Consider the following 18,347-nt stretch of genomic DNA (forward strand, 5'->3'; position numbering starts at 1 on the left):
AGCAAGCATTTATTGCAATTAATTTTAAAAAAACGCACAAAAAAATACCCCAGCTAAATTAATAGCCGGGGTTCTCTTTTGTTTATTAAAATTTTCCTTGATTTAATGCTCTCTGCATTGCTTTGACAACAAGCGAAGGTCTAGACAGCTTGCCGTCTTGCGGTGTACCATAGCGTTTTTGTAGCGCTCTGATTGTTGCAGGTCCAATGTTGCCGTCTTCCGTTACACCTAGTTCTTTCTGCATTGCTTTAACAACAAGACTACCACCATCACCAAATGTTACACCTTGAATCTGTGTGGTAATAGCATTTTTGTGCTGCTTGCTGATGATCCCGTCTACCGGCGTTCCTAGAACTTCTTGCAGAAGCTTAGTGGTGTTCTTACCCCAATAGCCGTCTACATCAATTGTTTCAGTAGCTGATTGTTTCTTACCAGCTTTCATTTTTTCTAATAGCTGCGTATTCTGTGTGGCAGTACCTGAATAGTTACCAATTCCATATTCTGCTGCTAATTTTTTGCGGTTAGTAAAGGAACCGTTTTCGTTGTGAGCTTTCAAGTAATCCACGATAGAGCCGCCAGACGGTTTACTTTCTGATTTTCCAGAATGTTCGGCTTTTAGCATATCTAACAGTTTAAGGTTTTGTTCAGCCGTTCCTTTATAGTTAGTAATACCACGTTTTTCAGCCAATTCTTTTCTGTGTTCAAAACTACCACTTTCCCCAATAGACACAAGGTAGTCTCTGATCGAGTTGCTGTTAACAGTAATAGGTTTAGTATCGCTTGGTTTCAAGCCTGATCCTTCGACAGTAACATTGCCGCCTTTGCCTGGCTTATACGCTTTCGCCTCTTTAATTAGAGCCGCTTTGCTGATACTTGTTCCTGGGCAAGTTTTAGAGCTAAACTCATTGTGTAGGTGAATTGGTTTACCTTTCTCTACGTTAAAGAAATGTAAAATAGCTAACACTGATTCTAACTGTTTTCCAGCTAGTTTATCATGCCCAATGTCAAAATTTCCGACAGTCTCAAACATGAACGGGTGCCAGCTGCTTGATCCATTATGACCAGTTGCACTAGCGGGTGCTTTTGTAATTGGTCTACCTGTAACAACCTTACCGTCTTTACCAACAGTAACATGCTGTGCAATATCAGACCAACCGTTAGTGCCTACGTGATACTTTCGCATGTTCTGGTGCAAGCGCAACGTTGACTGCGTATTGCTGTGGTTAGGAGACCACGTGTGGTGTACGTGTGCCTCTTTAATGTTGTTTTTAACAGTGTTAGGGTATGCTGTTTTTAACCAGTCTACAAACTCTTGCCCACTTTTAAATACCTTATCTTTTGGCCAACTATTCATATTTATTTTTCCTCCTTCAATTCAATCATGCCGACTTTAGTGCTGTTAAATGCATCATTCATGGCTTTTACTGAAGCTTCAATCAAAGCGTCAAGTTCAGTTTCTGTGATTGATAGTCCATTATCGTTAAACAAGCTCAATATCATTTGTTTCGCTTTCTTGAGTTTGACTTCTCCCTCTTCATTCTGATAAATCTGCTCAATAGCGTTGACTGCGAGATCTACTAAATATCGCTTCTTGTTTAACTTTTCTGTTACCCCCTTTTCATTCAAAAAAGCCACCACTTTCTTAGTGATGACTCCGATCAGTGCAACTAATATAGCGCTTAATGCACTAAGTATTGCTGTTTGTACTTCTTCCATTATTTTTCCCCTCTCAATGATGCGATAATGTTGTCTTTGACAATTATCTTGCCTTCCAATTCCTCGATTTCGTCATCTTTTTGTTCGATTTGAATCTCAAGAAACGCAATTTTCTTCTCGTACTCTTCGGCTTTTTGCTCTTGTTGTTCTTTAAACTCTGCAAACTCTTGTCTAACTGCTGCTAGTTCATTTTTGAAGCCTGCAACTTGCTCTTTATATTCTGTCAATAACACACTCATATTTTTTATATAAAGTGTTTCGGCGCTGTTATCGCCTTCTGTTTTTATCTCATCTATCTTCTGCTTTCCTTGAATCTTAGCGACTGTTTTTGGCCCCCAAACAGCAGACACGATAATGCCCACTAAAGTCAGGAAAGCGGGTAAACCACTGTTCCAAAAGTTATCCATTATCTTCCCCCTCAATTACCGTTGTTACAGGCATAAGTATGCTTGTACTCATACCAACGATAATAAAGGAGTAGATCCACAAGGAGTTTTGATTTCCTTGTAAGAATGAGATAAAAAAACAGATAGCAAGTGTGAACCATAAAAACAGCAGGGCGAAGTAAAGTGGCAATTTGAACATAGTTTTGTCAGAAATGATCCCGTACAGCTTTAGACATCCAAGAACGATAAACACTAGGCCAAAGAAACGGCCACCAACAAAGCCAAATAAAGCATCTAAAGTTTTGTAGGCGTCGGAATGGATCAAAATTTTGCTGTTAAAAAAGTGGTAGCAGCCGTATCCAACCGAGCCGATCGTGAACGAAAAGGATGCTCGTCTATCTTTTACATAAGTCCAAGCTTGGCGCAGTTTACTAGGCGGTTTTCGCGGTAGTTTTAACATTTCTCACCAACTTTCTGTAAATTAAAAGAGCGCCCGTTTGAGCGCCCTTACCGTTTTATTCCACTGCTTCTTCCTCAGCCGCAATTTCATCTTCGATCGCATAAACCATATCTTGGAACTCACGGACATCTTTACGTACAGCTGTCTTATTTTTTTCGTACAATTCCGTATTTTGCACATATTGGCTAACATTACCAACTCCTGTGTCGTCTGGAATTGTTGCGGTTAAACTTACCACCACTTGTCCGTCAATAGCTGAGTTACCTGATAGTGTGATTTGTTTTCTAGTTTCTAATGCCATATTATTTTTCCTCCTTGATAGTTGTTTTTCCATCTAATAGGATATTACCGCATTTTATCGAAGTAGCGGAAATAGTTCCTCCGTCAATACGATCTGGTTGATCTAACAGCTTTTTCTCTAAATCATCCACTTTAACATCTAAAGTGTTTATTTTGGCTTGTAGAGTACTTATTACTGCGTTCAATTGGCTTAACTCAGAATGACTATCACTCATTATTCTTCCTCCTCTTTATCTTCGTTAGCTTCATAAGCGTCCATTAGTTCATTGTATGCGAACGCGTCTTGACCGCTTAATTCTATTTCCAGATTGTCTAAAGCAGTGAACAAGTTTTCATATTTGGTGGAGTATTCGCCAAAATGAATTTCAAACTTCTCTTCGTTCAATTCTTTAATTTTCTCGTTGACTTCTGTTTCTTGTGATTCATCTTTGTAAATATATTTGTCATTTTCAATAATGAGTTCGCCATTTTCATCAATCTCGAAATATTCTTTTCTAATTTCATCTAAAGCTTCATTAAACTCTTTGTTTTTTTCCTCCAATCGTTTTGAAAATTGTGTGCGTCCACGGCTTGCTTTATTTGCCTTCAAATTAACACTTTGTAAGAAATTAAACACGGGTACGATTGATTTGTTTTCTAGTTTGATTGTTTTCATTAAGCTGCACTCTCCAATTGTTGTATTTTATTTTCTAGTTCTGTTATCTTATTTTTTAATTGTTGAATTTCTAAATCATGTTGATTGATAAAAGTGTCTATACGAGCAACATCTTCATTTAATCTATCTATGCTTAGCAGTCTCATTTCATGTCTGTCGACAGTATTACTCAATTCTTGCGTTGCTTTGACAGCATGGAAAAGAACGTTATTCGTGATAATACCTTTGTCGTTATCATTCGTCAACTCACAGGGTGCATCATCATAGATCAACCCGACGCTTAATTTATCGTCACTTTTCTCCCATTTGTATCTAAAACTAACAACATCTAAATGATTGATCAATTCGAGTGACTGTTGCCCGTTCACGGAAGAGATATCTTTCTTCAAACGACGTTCAGACTTTTTAACAAAATCAGCTGCAACCATGTTGTAGAAATGAGATTCTGCACGGTCGCTGGCGACTACAGAGCCAGAGCCACTCGGAGTCAAATATATATTCCGATTATCGAACCGTGGTGTTTCTAATCGGTCTCCTACTAAGATCAAGGAGGTTCCATTTACATGACGGGTCTGAAAGTTCGCGGCCTGTATGATTCCCTGCGTGTCACTTCCACCATATGGAGCAATCTTAACTGCCCCGTTCGGCGCATGCATGAGGGTCATGTCATTTGCCTCGCTTTGCACTCTCATGTTGATTCCATCACCGGATATAAATTGTAGATACTGAAAAGAACCTGTTCCCTTCCCTTTTATGTGGAAAGAGCTATTAGCTCTGGGGGTCAATGAACCCGCTTCGGTCATGAGTCCTTCCGATGTCCAGAAAAGGTTTCGGATGTTGTTTCCTTTTGCGAAATACAGGTTTAAAGGATTAACGCCCACTCGATACGTTCCATCATCAAAATCTATTTTCCCGCCGTTCAGTTCTGCGGTTCCGTATCTGTCTGAATAACTGATAATACGACCACCATCGAGCGTTGCTTTTGTAGTCGTTCCTGACAATCTTGTTTCCAAAATTCCAGTATTCAAATTCCAAGATGAGTTGGCACCATTGATAGTTCCGGACGTGATACTATTGGCGTTTAAATTAACAATGTTCATATTTGCACCATTAAACGTACCGCCTGTAATTCTATCCGCTACAATATCTACAGCTTTAACACTGTTAATAAAAGCAGCTTTACCGGTCAATACATTAATGTTAGCGTCTGTAGCGAACAGCTTATTGATCATTGCTGTATCAGATTTAAGCATTGTCGAAGTGATTACATCTGCTGTTAATATTCGTGTACGTAAGTCAGCAATATCGGCTCTAACAGCGTCTAGTGACTTAGTTTTAATGTCGTTAGCAAACGTGGTTCCGATGATATATGTGTTGCCGTCTAACAATATCTTATTGTTCTGTATAAGTGTCTGCCCTGCCTCAACGTTTATCTGTCCTACAACGTCGCCTTTCTGCACTCGCAAGTTAATAGCTTCATCTAACTGAGTCACCTTACTGTTGTAGTCTTTCGATTCCACTTTACTGCTAACTAGTCCGGCCAACTGAGTTACCTGCGACTGTTCCGCTTTATTTGAAACTTTAGTCTGCAAGCCGTTTATATTTGCCTCTATACTGGTTACTTTTTCTAGTGTGGCATAATCTTCAAAGGCCGGAGAATAGGACGTGGCTTTATTGCCTTTCTGGAACTTAACTGCGTCAATGTAACCCCCGCCATTTCTGCGGTAGTTAATTCTCACTACACATCTAACTGCTCCGATTGGTGCTGTTTCTGTAATGGAGTTAATTCTAAACATGTAAGGACTTTGTTTTTCTATGATTAAATCACGGAACCCGATATTATCGCCACTGGGATCAATCCAATTTAAACGAGCGAAGAACCCTTGATCGTTAGTGGAGTCTCCCATAGATTTGTAAGCAAAAGATAATGTATATTCTTCTCCCTCAATTACCTCTACCTCCTGCCACACACCAGGAAAGTTATTGACAGTAGAGTCTTTTTGCAATATTTTAACTGCTTTATTTCCTTCGTATACAGCATGTTCTGTGGATATTACTTCTATACCGCTGATAAACCAGTGATCTAACCCGTTCTCAAATGATCCGTTTAAAATCAAATTTCTGTCGGAAATATCTAGATTGCTAAAAGCACTGCTAACCTGTGTAATATCCGCTTTTAGACCTTTAGCAGTAGCATTCAGAGACGTTTGATTAACATAGTTCTTGCCTTCCACCAAACTGTTAACTTGTGCTTGCGTCAGCCTAGCGCTTATTTCCTTAGCATTGGCAGCAATCTGATTAGTGTGATTGGATACTGTTCCGCTTAAACTGTTAACGGTACTTGCCTCAGCTTTTAGCTTTAAGCCATCAGCGTTGGCTTTAATCTGTGTAGTATGTGTATCTACTGTTCCTTTGATTGTATTGACCAAACTACTATCAGCTTTTAATCCGAGTGCTTTTGCATTAGCTGATATAGCAGTACTATGATTGGTTATCGTTCCTTTGATTCCATCTACAGTAGTCTGGTCAGCTTTTAATCCCACTGTCTTTGTCAATTCGTCATATGAAGCTGTAAGATTACCAGTAGTTACTTCAACTGCACCAACCTTAGTTAACGCAGAATTGGCGTTTGTTAAAGCTTTGCTAGAATCAGTTATTGCTGTCTCAGCCTTACCTAGCGCTGTTGCAGCGTCTCCTTTTGCTGTGCTTGCCTCTGTTTTAGCAAACCCAGCGTCTTCTATCGCTTTATCAGCTTTGGTCACTGCGTCGTTAGCAGTTTTAGTTACTTCTGTTTTTACTGTGTTGATTTTACCAGTAAGCTCTGCGGCTTTCGCTTCAGTGTAGTCCTTCGAATCAGAAACAGATTGGTTAAACTTCTGCTCTGCATTTGCGCGGTCTGCGTCGGCTTGGGCGATGACGGAGGAGACTTCTTTTTTTACAGATGACAGTTCAGCAGTGTCGGCAATTTTTTTCCAAAACTTCTGTCCACTTTCTTCTACATATTGATACATTTCTGTTTCGGATCCGTTTGGTTTGTACCATAAATCGTTTATATTGGGATTGCCAGGCTCATTATCTCCACGGTATATGGTATTTTTTCCATCTGCTGTCGCTTGAATAATAGTAGTTGCTTCTGATATTTCTGATATTTTGTCAGACATGGACTGAACATTTGAGTATGTTTTTGTCAAACTTTCAGCAAAGTTTCCTAATTCAATACCCAAGTACTTCTTAGCAAGTGGATTATATCTATAACTGATAACTTTTGCTTCAATTTTAATGTCATCTTCTTCATGGATAACAGTTATCGTGTCGCCAATAGCTACTTTTTGAAGATCCTGTAAGTCCTTATATTCTTCCGTCTGATCAAGCGTAACAAAATCAACTTTATAATTTGCATGCGGAACATCTACATGATTATTCGTATATTCTGCTTTAGCTGCTTTGCGTAACAAGCGATAAGCTTCTTCTAAAGGTACAGCATCTTCATCGTCTGCATATTCTCCGATAGCCGCTTTAATGTCTTGATACTCAATCATCTTTATTTTAGGATAAACATATTTATTGATCATCGGGCTATCTACATATTTTTCAGGAAGAAGTAAGCCATCGAATCCTTTCGGCATAATGCGAGTGGTTACTTCCGTCCAATCTACATCTGCTTCATATCCAATCAAGTCTTTACGATGTCTGATTTCTTTTCCTCTATTTGACCCAATAGCTTTGTTAATACGAATATCAAAGTTATTTCGCTTTATTTCTCCACCCCAACGATTGATAAAAGAGTTTTCTTTTCCGTCATCCAGTAGCGCTTCAATCGGGTTCATGCGTACAATACGAGCACTTGCTGACGTATCAATATCAGAAAACACTCTAAACTTATGTTTGTATTGTGTCGCTCCTAAAAGCTGGCTGAGAGCATTTTGTCCATTTTTCCACACGATATTTGTATCTTCGATAAAATTGTCGATTAAATCGTAGAAGATGTGATAACAATTTACTTCTAAATATCCCATTGATTTAATTGGACGATAAACTCTAAAAAGTTGATCTTCTTCGCTAGGTACAGGAGATCGAATAACAGACTGTCCTTCAATTTCTAAGCCATGTGGCGCAAATAGTGGATATCTGAATGTAAATTGATAAATACCGTTTAAGTCTTCGGAAACGACTGGATCAATAATATTTTTGTCCAACACGCCTAAGCCGTTATGACTAAAATCAGTTTCATCCGGTTTAAAAATAGTTATCATATATATCGCCACCTCGTTTCTACTTCAATTTTTTTTACAGCTGAATTCCAGGAAATGCCATTCTCTCCAATTTTAAAAACAGGAAATTCACCAACCATTATGTCATTTCGTGATACGCCATTTCTATGTGCTTCTTTCAATTCGCAATCAACAGAAATATAATCAGCCATACCGTTCAATTTGAAGGTTTGCCCATTAACGGTTATTGCTGCGTTTCCCGTTCCAAATACTTTTAATAATGGTTCTGATTCAATCGTTCCTGGATTGGTCAATTTTCCAGGAGCGTTTAGTGTTACTTTATCGGACATTTCGTATTGGAAAGGAGAACAAACAAAATTGACTGTAAATAAACCATACTGTTCAATTTCGTTATTTGTTTCGCTGATTTGTAAGCTTTTTATCTTGTAAAAAACATTGTCATCTGTAAATCTAAGCATTTTTTTACCAAAAAAATAACCTCTTATTTTGCGTAAAAGAGGTTTAATGTTCTCATCTTCAAGGATATTATATTCGATTGGAAACTGTATATCTTTAAATGCTCCTTTTTTAGTTAAAGAACCATGTCTACCATCAACTTCAATTGTTTCTATCATTTGTTCAGGTGTCGGAATATCAGGCCTGGAGGTAGGGGATAGTTTAAAATCAGAAGATGGTATTCCATCTAATAAAGTATCGAACATTTTCATTACCTCCTTTTCCCTATTCCGAAATCTTTACTGATTCCTTTATTAGCTAGCCAATGATCAGCTTTATCAAACATCATATCCATATCTGCAGGAGATTGAACAACTGGATTGAATACGATTGATATATTCTGATTACCAAAATTATTGACTAAATTATCTAACATATCTCTCAAATCGTTACCACCAAACATAGCGTTAGCAATTCCTTTACCGATACCTCCTAAATTTTTCTCGTTTAGGGGCAATACTGCTTCTTTACCAGCTTCTCCTACACCTTGCAACTTACCACCATATTCTCCGATGATTGTTGGTCTATTAAAAATCCCACCTTTTGCATTCCATGTTACACCAATGCCAGTTGGATAAGTGATTGTTTTTCCTAAAACCGTTTTAGATGAAGTTTTTAAACTAAAATGCGGCATTTTAGGCATACTAGGTTTAGGAATTTTCAATTTTAAATTGCTAAAGAAACCTTTTATTTTGTCAATATATTCACTTATTTTATCTTTAGCAGCTTTTATCGGATCGATAATAGCGTTCTTTGCTGCATTGAATTTTGAAGATGCACTACTACGAATCGATTCGAACTTACTTGTAACAGAAGACCACATATTCGAAGCAGTAGTAACTACAGCGTTTTTTGCAGCTTTAAAAGGACTTGTTACTGCTGTCTTTACAGCATTCCATTTTTGAGCAGCTGCGCTTCTCACTTGTTCAAATTTAGACGTAACACTAGACCAAATATTACTTGCTATTTTAACTACTGTATTTTTAGCAGACGTGAAAGCTGTTGCTATGGCGTTTTTCACAGCATTCCATTTTTCAGAAGCAGCTGATTTTATTGCATCAAACTTCTGAACAACTCCGCTCCACATTTCTTGTAATTTAGCAGAAACATTAGCCCACGCTTCTTTTATGGGATTGACGATATGTTCTTTTATAGCGTTCCAAGCTGTCGAAGCTACTATTTTTATAGCTTCCCAAGCAATGATCGCTCCATCTTTTATCAATATCCAGATTGCTTCTAATCCAGTTTGAACTAAAGAAATTGGAACCATAATCACATTTATTAGCCCGTCAATGATAGGCTTCATAAACTCAACTAAGGAATTCCATGCTTCTATCGTTGTATTTGATATACTATCCCAAATACCGCTCAAGAACTCTACAAGTCCGTTCCATATGTTTGAAGCAGACTCAACAATTGAACTCCACGTTTCAGTTAAAAACGTTGTAAAAGTAGTCCACATATCAGATGTTGTCTGAGAAATAGTATTCCAAAGATTTGAAAAGAATTCAGATAAAGAATTCCATGCGTTTGTAGCGCCTTCTGTTATAGATGACCACAATTCAGAAAAGAACTCTTTCAAGCTATTCCAAACATTGACAGCTGTTTCTTTTATGGTATTCCATGTTTCAGACAAAAATTGTTTTATTTCATCCCAGTTTTTAACAATAGCAATTGTTAGTGCAACTACTGCCGCAATAACGATTGGTATGACAACGGCTATCCAACCAACAGCGCCTGTAGCTATACCAAAAATACCAGCTACTGCTTTTACAATAGGAATTAGAGCAGCTAGAGTCTGTATTAAAGACCCAACGATGAATAATACGGGACCAGCAGCAGCTACTATGCCTGCAATTATCATAACTGTATTTTGAACAGCTGGGCTAGCTTCTGAAAAAGCTTTTGCTAAATCTGTGACAACATCAATTACAGGTTGTAAAGCATCTAGTGCGCTTCCTAGAGCATCCATAAGTGGCCCGCCAACTTCAATACCAATATCTTTTAGCTTATTTTTTACGATTTCTAGCTTCGATTGGAATGTTTCATATCTTTTTTGCGCTTCTTCTGTTAGAGCAGTGTTTTCTTTCCAAGCATCTGCCGAAGTATCCAGCGCTTCAGAAAGAAGATCTCCAGCGCCTGACAAACGCAAAAGCGTATCAATTTCTTGCGTGGAATTGATACCCATATCTTTCAAAGCACCAGAAACATCTCCGCCAGATTCTTTCACTCGACCTAAACCTTTTACGAACTCAGTGATTGCGCTAGCCGCATCATCTTTCCACGCTTTTTGAAACTCACTAGATGACATACCAGAAATTTTTGCGAACTTTTTTAAGTTCCCTCCGCCAGAAAGCACATCAGAGTTTATTTTTTGCATAACACGTGACATCGATCCGCCACCAGCTTCTGCATTAATACCTACAGAACTCATTGCAGCGGCTAAAGCCAAAATTTGGTCTTCAGACATGCCAGCTTGCTTTGCAGAACCAGCCAGTCTAAGAGACATATTAACGATGTCTGCTTCGGTGGTTGCCATGTTATTACCTAATTCTACAATAGCAGAACCAAGATTATCGAATGATTCTTGTGGCATTTTTGTAATATTTGCCAACTGCGCTAAAGAACTAGCGGCTTCTTCACTGGAAAGGTTAGTGGATTCTCCCATATCAATCATTGTCCTGGTAAATTCTAAAACATTTTCAGTTTTTATTCCAAGTTGCCCAGCAGCTTCTGCAACTGCAGATATTTCAGTAGTGGAAGCTGGGATCTCTTTGGCCATATCTCTAATGCCTTTTTCGAGATCTTCATAAGAAACAACTACTTTCCCGTTTGCATCTCTAACTTCATCTACAGTTTTCTTTCAATTTTGTTATCGTAAAGGCTTTTTATCCTCTACTTCTATATGTTTCCATATAGTTCGGCGTACATTTTCAACCCTCAAAAAAAAGGCTGTCGAACACTCGTGGAAGTATTATATTTATTCAACTTCTACGCTCTACACTGCTTAATAGCCTTTCGTTATCTATTAAGTTAGCACGGTATTAGCATATGTTTTTTGGTATATAAAAAAAGCACCTAAATTAATCAGATGCTTTAACGAAAAAACAATTAGCTTTCACCGTTTTTGCTCGATTTAATTACTCTAATATTACTATTAGAGAGGGCAAAGATTTACCCCGATAAACGCGCTATCAAAGTCGCTTGCTGCTTTAATAGACAATCCAACACCAGCAACAATTGGAGCAGTTACATATTTGCTCATGCTAGAACCGATGTTTTTCATTGCTCCGCCGACTTTATCCGCTTTTGCAGCAAAATTTTTCAATTTATCTGTAGAATCTTTGAAGCTGTTAGCAAACTCCTGATTTGCTATTTTTGCATCTAACAGTTCTTTTTCTAGTTCGTCAACTTCTTTAGAATTTTCTCCATAAACTTGTTTAGCAATATCTAACTGCTGTTCTAAGTTTTTAACTTCATCAGCAGTAACCTTCATTTGCTTAGCCAAATATTCTTGCTTTAATTTGGCTTTATCGCTCTCTTTGGCGTTGCTTCCAAGTTTAGCAACTTGTAATTCATACTCTTTAGAAAGCTTCTCAGATGAGCTTTTTAATGTGTCTTGTGACGCCTTTAATTCATTCAGCTTTGCTTTTCTTTTTTCCGTTTCAGAAGTATTTTTCTTTTGTGCTTCTGTTGCTTTATCAAGTTGTTTAGATGTATCATCAATAGCATTTTTTAGATATTCTTCATTCCGCTTAGCATCAAGAAGTTTATCAGTCCAAATACGCGTTTCGTTTGAGTTATCTCCGGTTACTTCCCGAACGTTTTGTAAAGCTGTCTCTACCATTCTAGTCTTTTGCTGGGCAAGTTCATATTCTTTATTCAACTTGTTTAAGTTTGACTGAAGTTTGTCTGTCTCGCTAGAAGAGTTTCGCATTTGTTCTTTCTGAAGTTTGAATTCTTTATTCAGCGTATTAACAGATCGATTCATTTCTTTAATGCCACGATTAAATTCTTGATTGATTACTTTATATTCAACTTTAACACTAGGCTGTTTAGCCATTTAATTCCTCCTCTCTTTAGTCAGAATTAATAAATCCTTGTATCGATAATTTATTTATTGCGATTTTTTTAACATCATTTATAGGCAAATTCCAGACAGTCCAAGAATCTAGTCCAACTAAAAAAGCATAGAAGCTATACACGTCTTCTATGCTTTCAACTCTTATTTTTGGCATCCGTTTGTTTGATTTACCTTTTTTATTTACTTTTTTGTTGCTTTTTTAAACGCCTTAGCCATTTCCGCGTTATTTGTTCCACCACTTACAATTTGAGCATAGATTTGTCCAAATAGTTCTAAATCATTCGGGAGCAAGTTATTGAATTCGTCTCTACTTAACCCTCCAGGATTGGCAAATCGGTATGCAATGTAAGGCGCATTTTCCATATCTTCAAAATTCGCTTTTGACGGGTCTTTATCCGCTAAAATCATTTCTTGAAGATAATTCTTGGAAAATAAGCCCTCAGCTTGAGCTCGTTTCATGGCGCCTAAAGAAATGTTAGTCTTAATATCAACAACTGATCCGTCTGTTAACGTGATCTTTTTGATCGGTTCTTTTTTTTCTTCGCTCATGTTTATTCTCCTTATTATTTAATGCTAGTTTCCCCTATTGTCAGGGGACCATTAGGGAGTAGTATTTTTAACTAATTCTTCATCAAAGTTTTCATGCCAACCTGACTTAACGTCCTCATCTGTAATCTCATCCGCAAAGCCTTCGTAATAGAACTTTTTGTTCTTGTCTAAATGAGCCGCAAACGGAATTTCAATTTGTGCAATTTCATCTCCACCATTTTCTAAAGAGAAATTTAAACCACCTGTAAAACTGACATTTGGAAAAGCGATATATTTAACTGTTTCTTCAGTGATATCTGTTACGTCAAAAGTCAATGCTCCTGATCCTCCAACAGACTTGGAACCATATCCATATACACCATCTTTTAAGTCATCAGCCGTCAATCCGAAAATATCGCGAAGTACAGCAACTTTAATATGGCCAACAAGCGTACCGTTTAAACGAATTGGCTTGCTGTATCGTTTTGCTTCCACACCTTCACACATTTTCACTACCTCCTGAATCTCGGGTTCAACAGAAAGAGACCCTGTGCAACCCAATTCTTCTGCTGTTCCTAGTGTTCCATTTTTGTCAAATCTAATATGGCCGTTTGTTACTTTATATTGATCAAACTCTAAAATTTCCGCCATGTTTATTTCCTCCTATTAATTTAATTTCCTAACGCTTTATTGCTTGCTTCTTCTAGAGCAAGCACAACGTCATCCAAAATACTATCTGTTACTTTTTCTAGTCCATTTTCAAAGAATTGCTGCTTAACTGGATTACTTCTACCTATTCCGTCATTCGGAAAAACTAAATAGCCAAAACGCGGTTTAGGCGTTATTTCAAAACCTAAATTGATCATATTTTGTTTCAATGGATTAGAAAGTTTTGCATGAGCTTTTTTTCGGTCACTTATTGGCATAAATCCAACAATTGACTCAATAGCTTTCTTTACACCTTTTGATTTAAGAACGTCATTTACCATGCGTTCAGATTCTTCCGGTATCCTTGCCATTGCCTGTTCAATTCGCTCAGATTCTTGAGCGTTTAATTGGAATTTGACCAACTAGCACACCACCAATGCTTGATGGAAATTGAAAGTGGTCATCCTTGCTTCTCTTTCTGTATCAGCAATACGTCCATAATCATATTCGGTATTATCAAATCTCAGTCGGCATTTCTGTAAAGCCAAAATCAATCCAAATTCATCAATTTCAGCATTTTCTTTTGTAATAAACATTAAGATGAAATCTCTCAAATATTGATTTGATCCATCCGCTTTTGTTATCGGTCCTTTATCGTAATAGATAAAAAACGACTCATTAGAGTCCACTTCATCTTTTTTCATGTCTGTCCCAAAAACTTGATATCCGCCAACCGCTTCAATCGTTTTGATTACTTTTTCTAAATCAAACACCCTCAAATTCACCAACTCTCTGTAAATACCAAAAAAGATATCGTCTATCAGTCGTAGGATCTGTATCTGTTATGTCGTACAAGACTTCATCAATCAACACTTTATGTGATTCCTCAATTCCTTTTACATAAAAGGTTTTTACTTTTAAATCTACAGTTTTATCGTGTGTTCCGTAGAAATCAAAATCTACTTGTCTAATTGTTGTATAGTTGAAGAAAAGACTACCGTTTAGAATGAAACGTTCACCAATTATCTTCTTTTCTGCGTTTCTAACGGTCTCTGTTCTCCCAAACTCTAACAGTCCATCATTGAATCTTTCTTCATCTTTGAATTTCATTAACGTTCAACTCGCTTTTTGGCATTGGTTATCTGCAGATTTAGTAGCATATGCCGGTAGTTCTCTTCAAAAAACGAAACAGAACCATTCCAGTAATAGCGACAATAGTCCTTTAATAAAGTCAAAGCAAGTCCTTGTTCAAAATCACAAGGACCTGCTATAGATTCAAAATAGGCCATTCCCTCTTCAACCATATCTTTTACTTCATCGTCTTGATATTCCCAAGTGATTCGCAAGTGCCTTTTAACTTTTGGCAACAATTCAGCAATCAAATCATTTGTATTCATTTGATCACCTATTTCGATTTTTTATTTGCTGATTTAGTTTTAGATTTTGTTTCTTTTTCATCTTCTTTGTTACCAAAAATAGCGTCAATCAAATCATGGAAATCTTTTTCAGTAGGCGTAGAACCTTTTGAAAATGCTTTTTTTAGTTCTTCTTTTTTCTTAGCCAATTGAATCCCTCCTTATTTAATTTTAAAGTTTTCTTCAATAGCTGCCTCTCCTAGAACGAGAGGATTATTAGGGCAATTCTTCTGTTTCAGGTTCAGGTTCAGTTGTTGGAACCCCTAAGTTATTTGTTTTTTTAACATCTGCTTTACCTTCCAAGTCAGGAATAGTAGCACCATCCATTTCAGCCAAATCTGCTACAAAAAACGCATTTTCATTTTTCGCAACACCATTACCGAAGAATTTAGCTACAAATAAATCATAGTCTTCAATCGCCAATGTTTGATCATAACGTGTTACGCGTACATCTCCAGCTACGCCCAAGAAGTAGTTTTCAGGAACGCCGAATATAGCTGTATTTTCTGGAACAGCATGAGATTCAATGATTTCATCACCAGTTACTAGTCCTGTAACTACCCAATTTCCGTTTTGGTCTTGGAAAGAAAGTTTTGGAAATACTTTTGACCAATAAGTTTGTGGATTAACCAACATTGCCACACGTCCATTATCTGTTTTAGCTTTTGCCAAAGCAGCATGAATTCCGGCAAGAGTAGTAGCACTGAAATCAGTAACCTCAATCTTATCTTTAGCTGGATAAACGCCATCTACAGACCCACTTAATTTGCGTGTCATACCGATTGGCTGTTCTTTACCATTTCCATCTACAATTGCAACTTCTAATGTTGCTTGCATGATTTCTTGTAAAGTCGTTACAACATATTGAGCTAACCAGTTCGGTCCTAATTCAAAGAAACCTTTTGGTAAAGCAATATACCCGCTTAGCTTGCTTGTTTCAAGGTTGATCGATTTAAACGCACCTAAAAGAATTTGTTTAATATCATCAGGCACACGTCCCCAGAAAGCTGTTGCTTTAGTTGGATCTGCATAAACGTATTTCATCAAAGCACCAGTAGCGACTGCATCTACTCGACTCAATAGCGGATGTTCGGTAGTTAAGTTTTTGAAAACATCAGCAACAATTGTTACCGGAAATACTTCTTCAATCCCTTCAAATGTTTGTTTTTCCACAACTGCATTGAAGTATTTTTTCTCATTAGAAGTTAGTGTTCTTTGCAATCCGCGCTCACTCAAAACACGTTCATCATTATAGTCATTTCCAAATTTGTCCATATAAGCCTTTGCTTCTTCCATTGTTGCTTCTTGAATACCAGCAAACAAATCGTTGAATGCTTTGGATTGAGCGTCTGCATCATCAGTTTTTAAAGCATCTACTACAGCTTGCCGCTGAGTAGCTAGTGTATTTTTAACAAAATCAAAGTTTTTCATTTATTTTTCCTCCATTACTTTAATTAAATTTTTCAAAAGATCATTACCTTTATTTTCTTTTTTTATATCCGCTGCCGGTTTTTTAAGCTTTTCAGCAGCTATTCTTTGAATCAATGTATCTTTAGCGCTAATTTCATCATCTGCTTGATTGTCATTTTCTTCAGAGTCAATTTTGTCAGCTAAACCAAAAACAACACATTCTTCAGCTGTTAAATACGTTTCTTCGTCAAGAAGTTTTCTCAACTCATCTTCCGTGCCAACAAAACGATCAATATATGTTTTTTCTAAGCTGGACTGCATTTTTTCTAAATCATCAGCTACTTTGTGCAATTCTTTAGCATTTCCAAAAGCAACTGTCCAAGGATTGTGGATCATCAACTGTGAATCTGATGGCATAATGATTTCATTTCCAGCCATAGCAACAATAGAAGCTGCGCTTGCTGCGATACCATCAATATAAATAGTAATTTTTTCATCTCTACTTCGCAAAAGGTTTTTAATCGCTATCCCTTCAAATAAGTCGCCACCGTATGAATTGATATGCAATTCAATTTCATCAGAGTCAATTTCTTTTAACGCATTTTGAATTGTTCTTAAAGAAAAACCGTCATAATAACCGCCGACAGTTCCATACAAAAAAACTTTTGCTGGTCCATTTTCTTCATTCTTTAATTTAAACTCGTTCTTAATTGGTCTTTGTTTCATTAGTTCTTCCAGTCTGCTCATTATCATTCTCACCACCTTTCAAATTGTCAACAACTTCATAGTTTTTAGTGACATAGTGATTATCTGCCCATGCCTCATCAATTGTTTCCTCGTCTAATTTTTCCAATACTTTATTTGGAGAATAAACTCCAATTCTCATGAATGCTTCAGCTGAGTTTGCGAATTTAACAGGATCATAAATCATTACTTTATCTGTCATGATTTTCATTTTTGTATTTTGAATAACTTCATTTTTTCCATACATTTTACGATTGAATTCTGTTTCGATCTCTTTCGTCAACGGTCGCAATCCGAAGTTGATAAAGTTTTCTGTAATTGCTTCTGCATCAGCTACATCGCCTTTTACAAATCCTCTCGGAATGCCAAAAGCATCTGCAACAATGTTCAAAATATCATCAAACATTGCGGATATGTCTCGTGTGGTACTGGCTCCGGATTTTGTGTTTTTAGCCGTTCCGATTGAATCGATTTCTAAACCATCTTCTAAAGGTGTAGCTGAGTCTCCATCTGAAAACACACCTTTTAATCGATTCTGGAAAATGTCATCGATTGCTGTATCGTATTCTGTTTCGCCTGTTTCTTCGTCTACTTTGTTTTTTAATTGCTCAAACATGGCTCCAATCTTCACAATTAATTTGATTGAGTTGCCACGATTGTAGTTACGAATCGATCCAGCAATCAATTTTCCAAAATCATCATAGATTGAATCAACGATATCTTTAACTTTAGAATTATTCAGTTTTAATCGAATTACATCACTTTCAAGATAGCTACTTTGAAGCTTAAGACCGCCAGGCAATTCTATTCTTGTATAAACATTATCCTTAAAAGCAAACTCGCCAACTTCATAATCATCAGCGACAACTAAATACCCTTCTTGTGATTGGTAAATCAATGCACCATTGCTATCAAAAATCATTTTCTCTAGCGCTTTATACCAAAAATCAACAGCATTTTGATTAGGATTTGGTTCAAAATTCAATTTCCACCAATTTTCGCCTTTTATATTTTTCCCTTTTTCATATGTTTGAAAGTCACATAAAGATAAAGCATTAGCCAATTTATTAATGCAAAGATAAATGGCATATCTTTTAAATTGGATACTTGCACCCCATTCGTTGGTTACGGTAATCATTTTATTTGAATTCTTAGTTCTATTTGGAAAAAGCCAATTAATAATAGGTAGCTCTTTAATATTCTCTTTTATTGCCATTTATATTTTCTCACCGCCTTTCAAGGCACAAAAATAACCGCTAGCAATGGCTACCGAT

At 36.9% G+C, this 18,347-nt stretch carries 20 protein-coding genes and 1 pseudogene; all 21 read right to left on the reverse strand.

From position 1 onward, the window contains the following. Positions 1-85: 85 nt before the first annotated feature. The gene (locus tag BM057_RS05680; RefSeq protein ID WP_092092089.1) at positions 86-1,354 is read right to left on the reverse strand and encodes an N-acetylmuramoyl-L-alanine amidase; all 1,269 of its coding nucleotides are present in this window, start codon (positions 1,352-1,354) and stop codon (positions 86-88) included. Between the two features lie 2 nt (positions 1,355-1,356). After that, positions 1,357-1,716 (reverse strand): phage holin, LLH family, encoded by a 360-nt coding sequence (locus tag BM057_RS05685; RefSeq protein ID WP_092092091.1) that lies wholly within the window; start codon positions 1,714-1,716, stop codon positions 1,357-1,359. Continuing rightward, the gene (locus BM057_RS05690) at positions 1,716-2,123 is read right to left on the reverse strand and encodes a hypothetical protein (RefSeq protein WP_092092093.1); all 408 of its coding nucleotides are present in this window, start codon (positions 2,121-2,123) and stop codon (positions 1,716-1,718) included. The genes BM057_RS05685 and BM057_RS05690 overlap by 1 nt, the downstream gene beginning before the upstream one ends. Beyond that, positions 2,116-2,562: a hypothetical protein gene (locus BM057_RS05695; protein ID WP_092092095.1), complete on the reverse strand. Its 447-nt coding sequence runs from the start codon at positions 2,560-2,562 to the stop codon at positions 2,116-2,118. The genes BM057_RS05690 and BM057_RS05695 overlap by 8 nt, the downstream gene beginning before the upstream one ends. Positions 2,563-2,617: 55 nt before the next feature. Next, positions 2,618-2,863: a hypothetical protein gene (locus BM057_RS05700; RefSeq protein ID WP_092092097.1), complete on the reverse strand. Its 246-nt coding sequence runs from the start codon at positions 2,861-2,863 to the stop codon at positions 2,618-2,620. Position 2,864: 1 nt separating this feature from the next. Then, a complete protein-coding gene (locus BM057_RS05705; protein WP_092092099.1) occupies positions 2,865-3,077 on the reverse strand; it encodes a hypothetical protein in 213 nt (70 codons plus the stop codon). After that, positions 3,077-3,517 carry a DUF1617 family protein gene (locus BM057_RS05710; RefSeq protein ID WP_092092101.1) on the reverse strand — a complete coding sequence of 147 codons (441 nt, stop codon included), beginning with the start codon at positions 3,515-3,517 and terminating at the stop codon, positions 3,077-3,079. The genes BM057_RS05705 and BM057_RS05710 overlap by 1 nt, the downstream gene beginning before the upstream one ends. Continuing rightward, on the reverse strand, positions 3,517-7,770 hold the full coding sequence (locus BM057_RS05715) for a phage tail spike protein (protein WP_092092103.1): 4,254 nt from the start codon (positions 7,768-7,770) through the stop codon (positions 3,517-3,519). Before BM057_RS05715 ends, BM057_RS05710 begins: the two co-directional genes overlap by 1 nt. Further along, entirely contained in the window at positions 7,767-8,450 is a 684-nt protein-coding gene (locus BM057_RS05720) for a phage tail domain-containing protein (protein ID WP_092092105.1), read from the reverse strand. Before BM057_RS05720 ends, BM057_RS05715 begins: the two co-directional genes overlap by 4 nt. Positions 8,451-10,054: 1,604 nt before the next feature. Then, positions 10,055-11,107: pseudogene (locus tag BM057_RS12110) on the reverse strand (phage tail tape measure protein); the annotation flags it as partial. A 294-nt stretch (positions 11,108-11,401) separates the two neighbouring features. Continuing rightward, entirely contained in the window at positions 11,402-12,307 is a 906-nt protein-coding gene (locus BM057_RS05730) for a hypothetical protein (RefSeq protein WP_092092107.1), read from the reverse strand. 201 nt (positions 12,308-12,508) lie between these two features. After that, positions 12,509-12,877 carry a hypothetical protein gene (locus tag BM057_RS05735; protein WP_092092109.1) on the reverse strand — a complete coding sequence of 123 codons (369 nt, stop codon included), beginning with the start codon at positions 12,875-12,877 and terminating at the stop codon, positions 12,509-12,511. A 51-nt stretch (positions 12,878-12,928) separates the two neighbouring features. Beyond that, positions 12,929-13,507 carry a hypothetical protein gene (locus BM057_RS05740; RefSeq protein WP_092092112.1) on the reverse strand — a complete coding sequence of 193 codons (579 nt, stop codon included), beginning with the start codon at positions 13,505-13,507 and terminating at the stop codon, positions 12,929-12,931. A 20-nt stretch (positions 13,508-13,527) separates the two neighbouring features. Beyond that, positions 13,528-13,926 carry a hypothetical protein gene (locus BM057_RS05745; protein ID WP_245741830.1) on the reverse strand — a complete coding sequence of 133 codons (399 nt, stop codon included), beginning with the start codon at positions 13,924-13,926 and terminating at the stop codon, positions 13,528-13,530. Continuing rightward, positions 13,927-14,277: a hypothetical protein gene (locus tag BM057_RS05750; RefSeq protein ID WP_092092114.1), complete on the reverse strand. Its 351-nt coding sequence runs from the start codon at positions 14,275-14,277 to the stop codon at positions 13,927-13,929. It lies immediately after the preceding gene. Further along, positions 14,270-14,614 carry a phage head closure protein gene (locus BM057_RS05755; RefSeq protein WP_092092116.1) on the reverse strand — a complete coding sequence of 115 codons (345 nt, stop codon included), beginning with the start codon at positions 14,612-14,614 and terminating at the stop codon, positions 14,270-14,272. Before BM057_RS05755 ends, BM057_RS05750 begins: the two co-directional genes overlap by 8 nt. After that, the gene (locus BM057_RS05760) at positions 14,614-14,901 is read right to left on the reverse strand and encodes a hypothetical protein (RefSeq protein ID WP_092092118.1); all 288 of its coding nucleotides are present in this window, start codon (positions 14,899-14,901) and stop codon (positions 14,614-14,616) included. Before BM057_RS05760 ends, BM057_RS05755 begins: the two co-directional genes overlap by 1 nt. 8 nt (positions 14,902-14,909) lie before the next feature. Further along, positions 14,910-15,068 (reverse strand): hypothetical protein, encoded by a 159-nt coding sequence (locus tag BM057_RS11660; RefSeq protein WP_177186181.1) that lies wholly within the window; start codon positions 15,066-15,068, stop codon positions 14,910-14,912. Positions 15,069-15,135: 67 nt separating this feature from the next. Then, the gene (locus BM057_RS05765; RefSeq protein ID WP_092092120.1) at positions 15,136-16,350 is read right to left on the reverse strand and encodes a phage major capsid protein; all 1,215 of its coding nucleotides are present in this window, start codon (positions 16,348-16,350) and stop codon (positions 15,136-15,138) included. Next, positions 16,351-17,082, reverse strand: a complete 732-nt coding sequence (locus BM057_RS05770; protein ID WP_245741835.1) for a head maturation protease, ClpP-related — start codon at positions 17,080-17,082, stop codon at positions 16,351-16,353. Beyond that, positions 17,036-18,289: a phage portal protein gene (locus BM057_RS05775; protein ID WP_092092122.1), complete on the reverse strand. Its 1,254-nt coding sequence runs from the start codon at positions 18,287-18,289 to the stop codon at positions 17,036-17,038. Before BM057_RS05775 ends, BM057_RS05770 begins: the two co-directional genes overlap by 47 nt. Positions 18,290-18,347: the final 58 nt, after the last annotated feature.

Source organism: Pisciglobus halotolerans (assembly GCF_900113675.1).
GTDB classification, from domain to species: domain Bacteria; phylum Bacillota; class Bacilli; order Lactobacillales; family Carnobacteriaceae; genus Pisciglobus; species Pisciglobus halotolerans.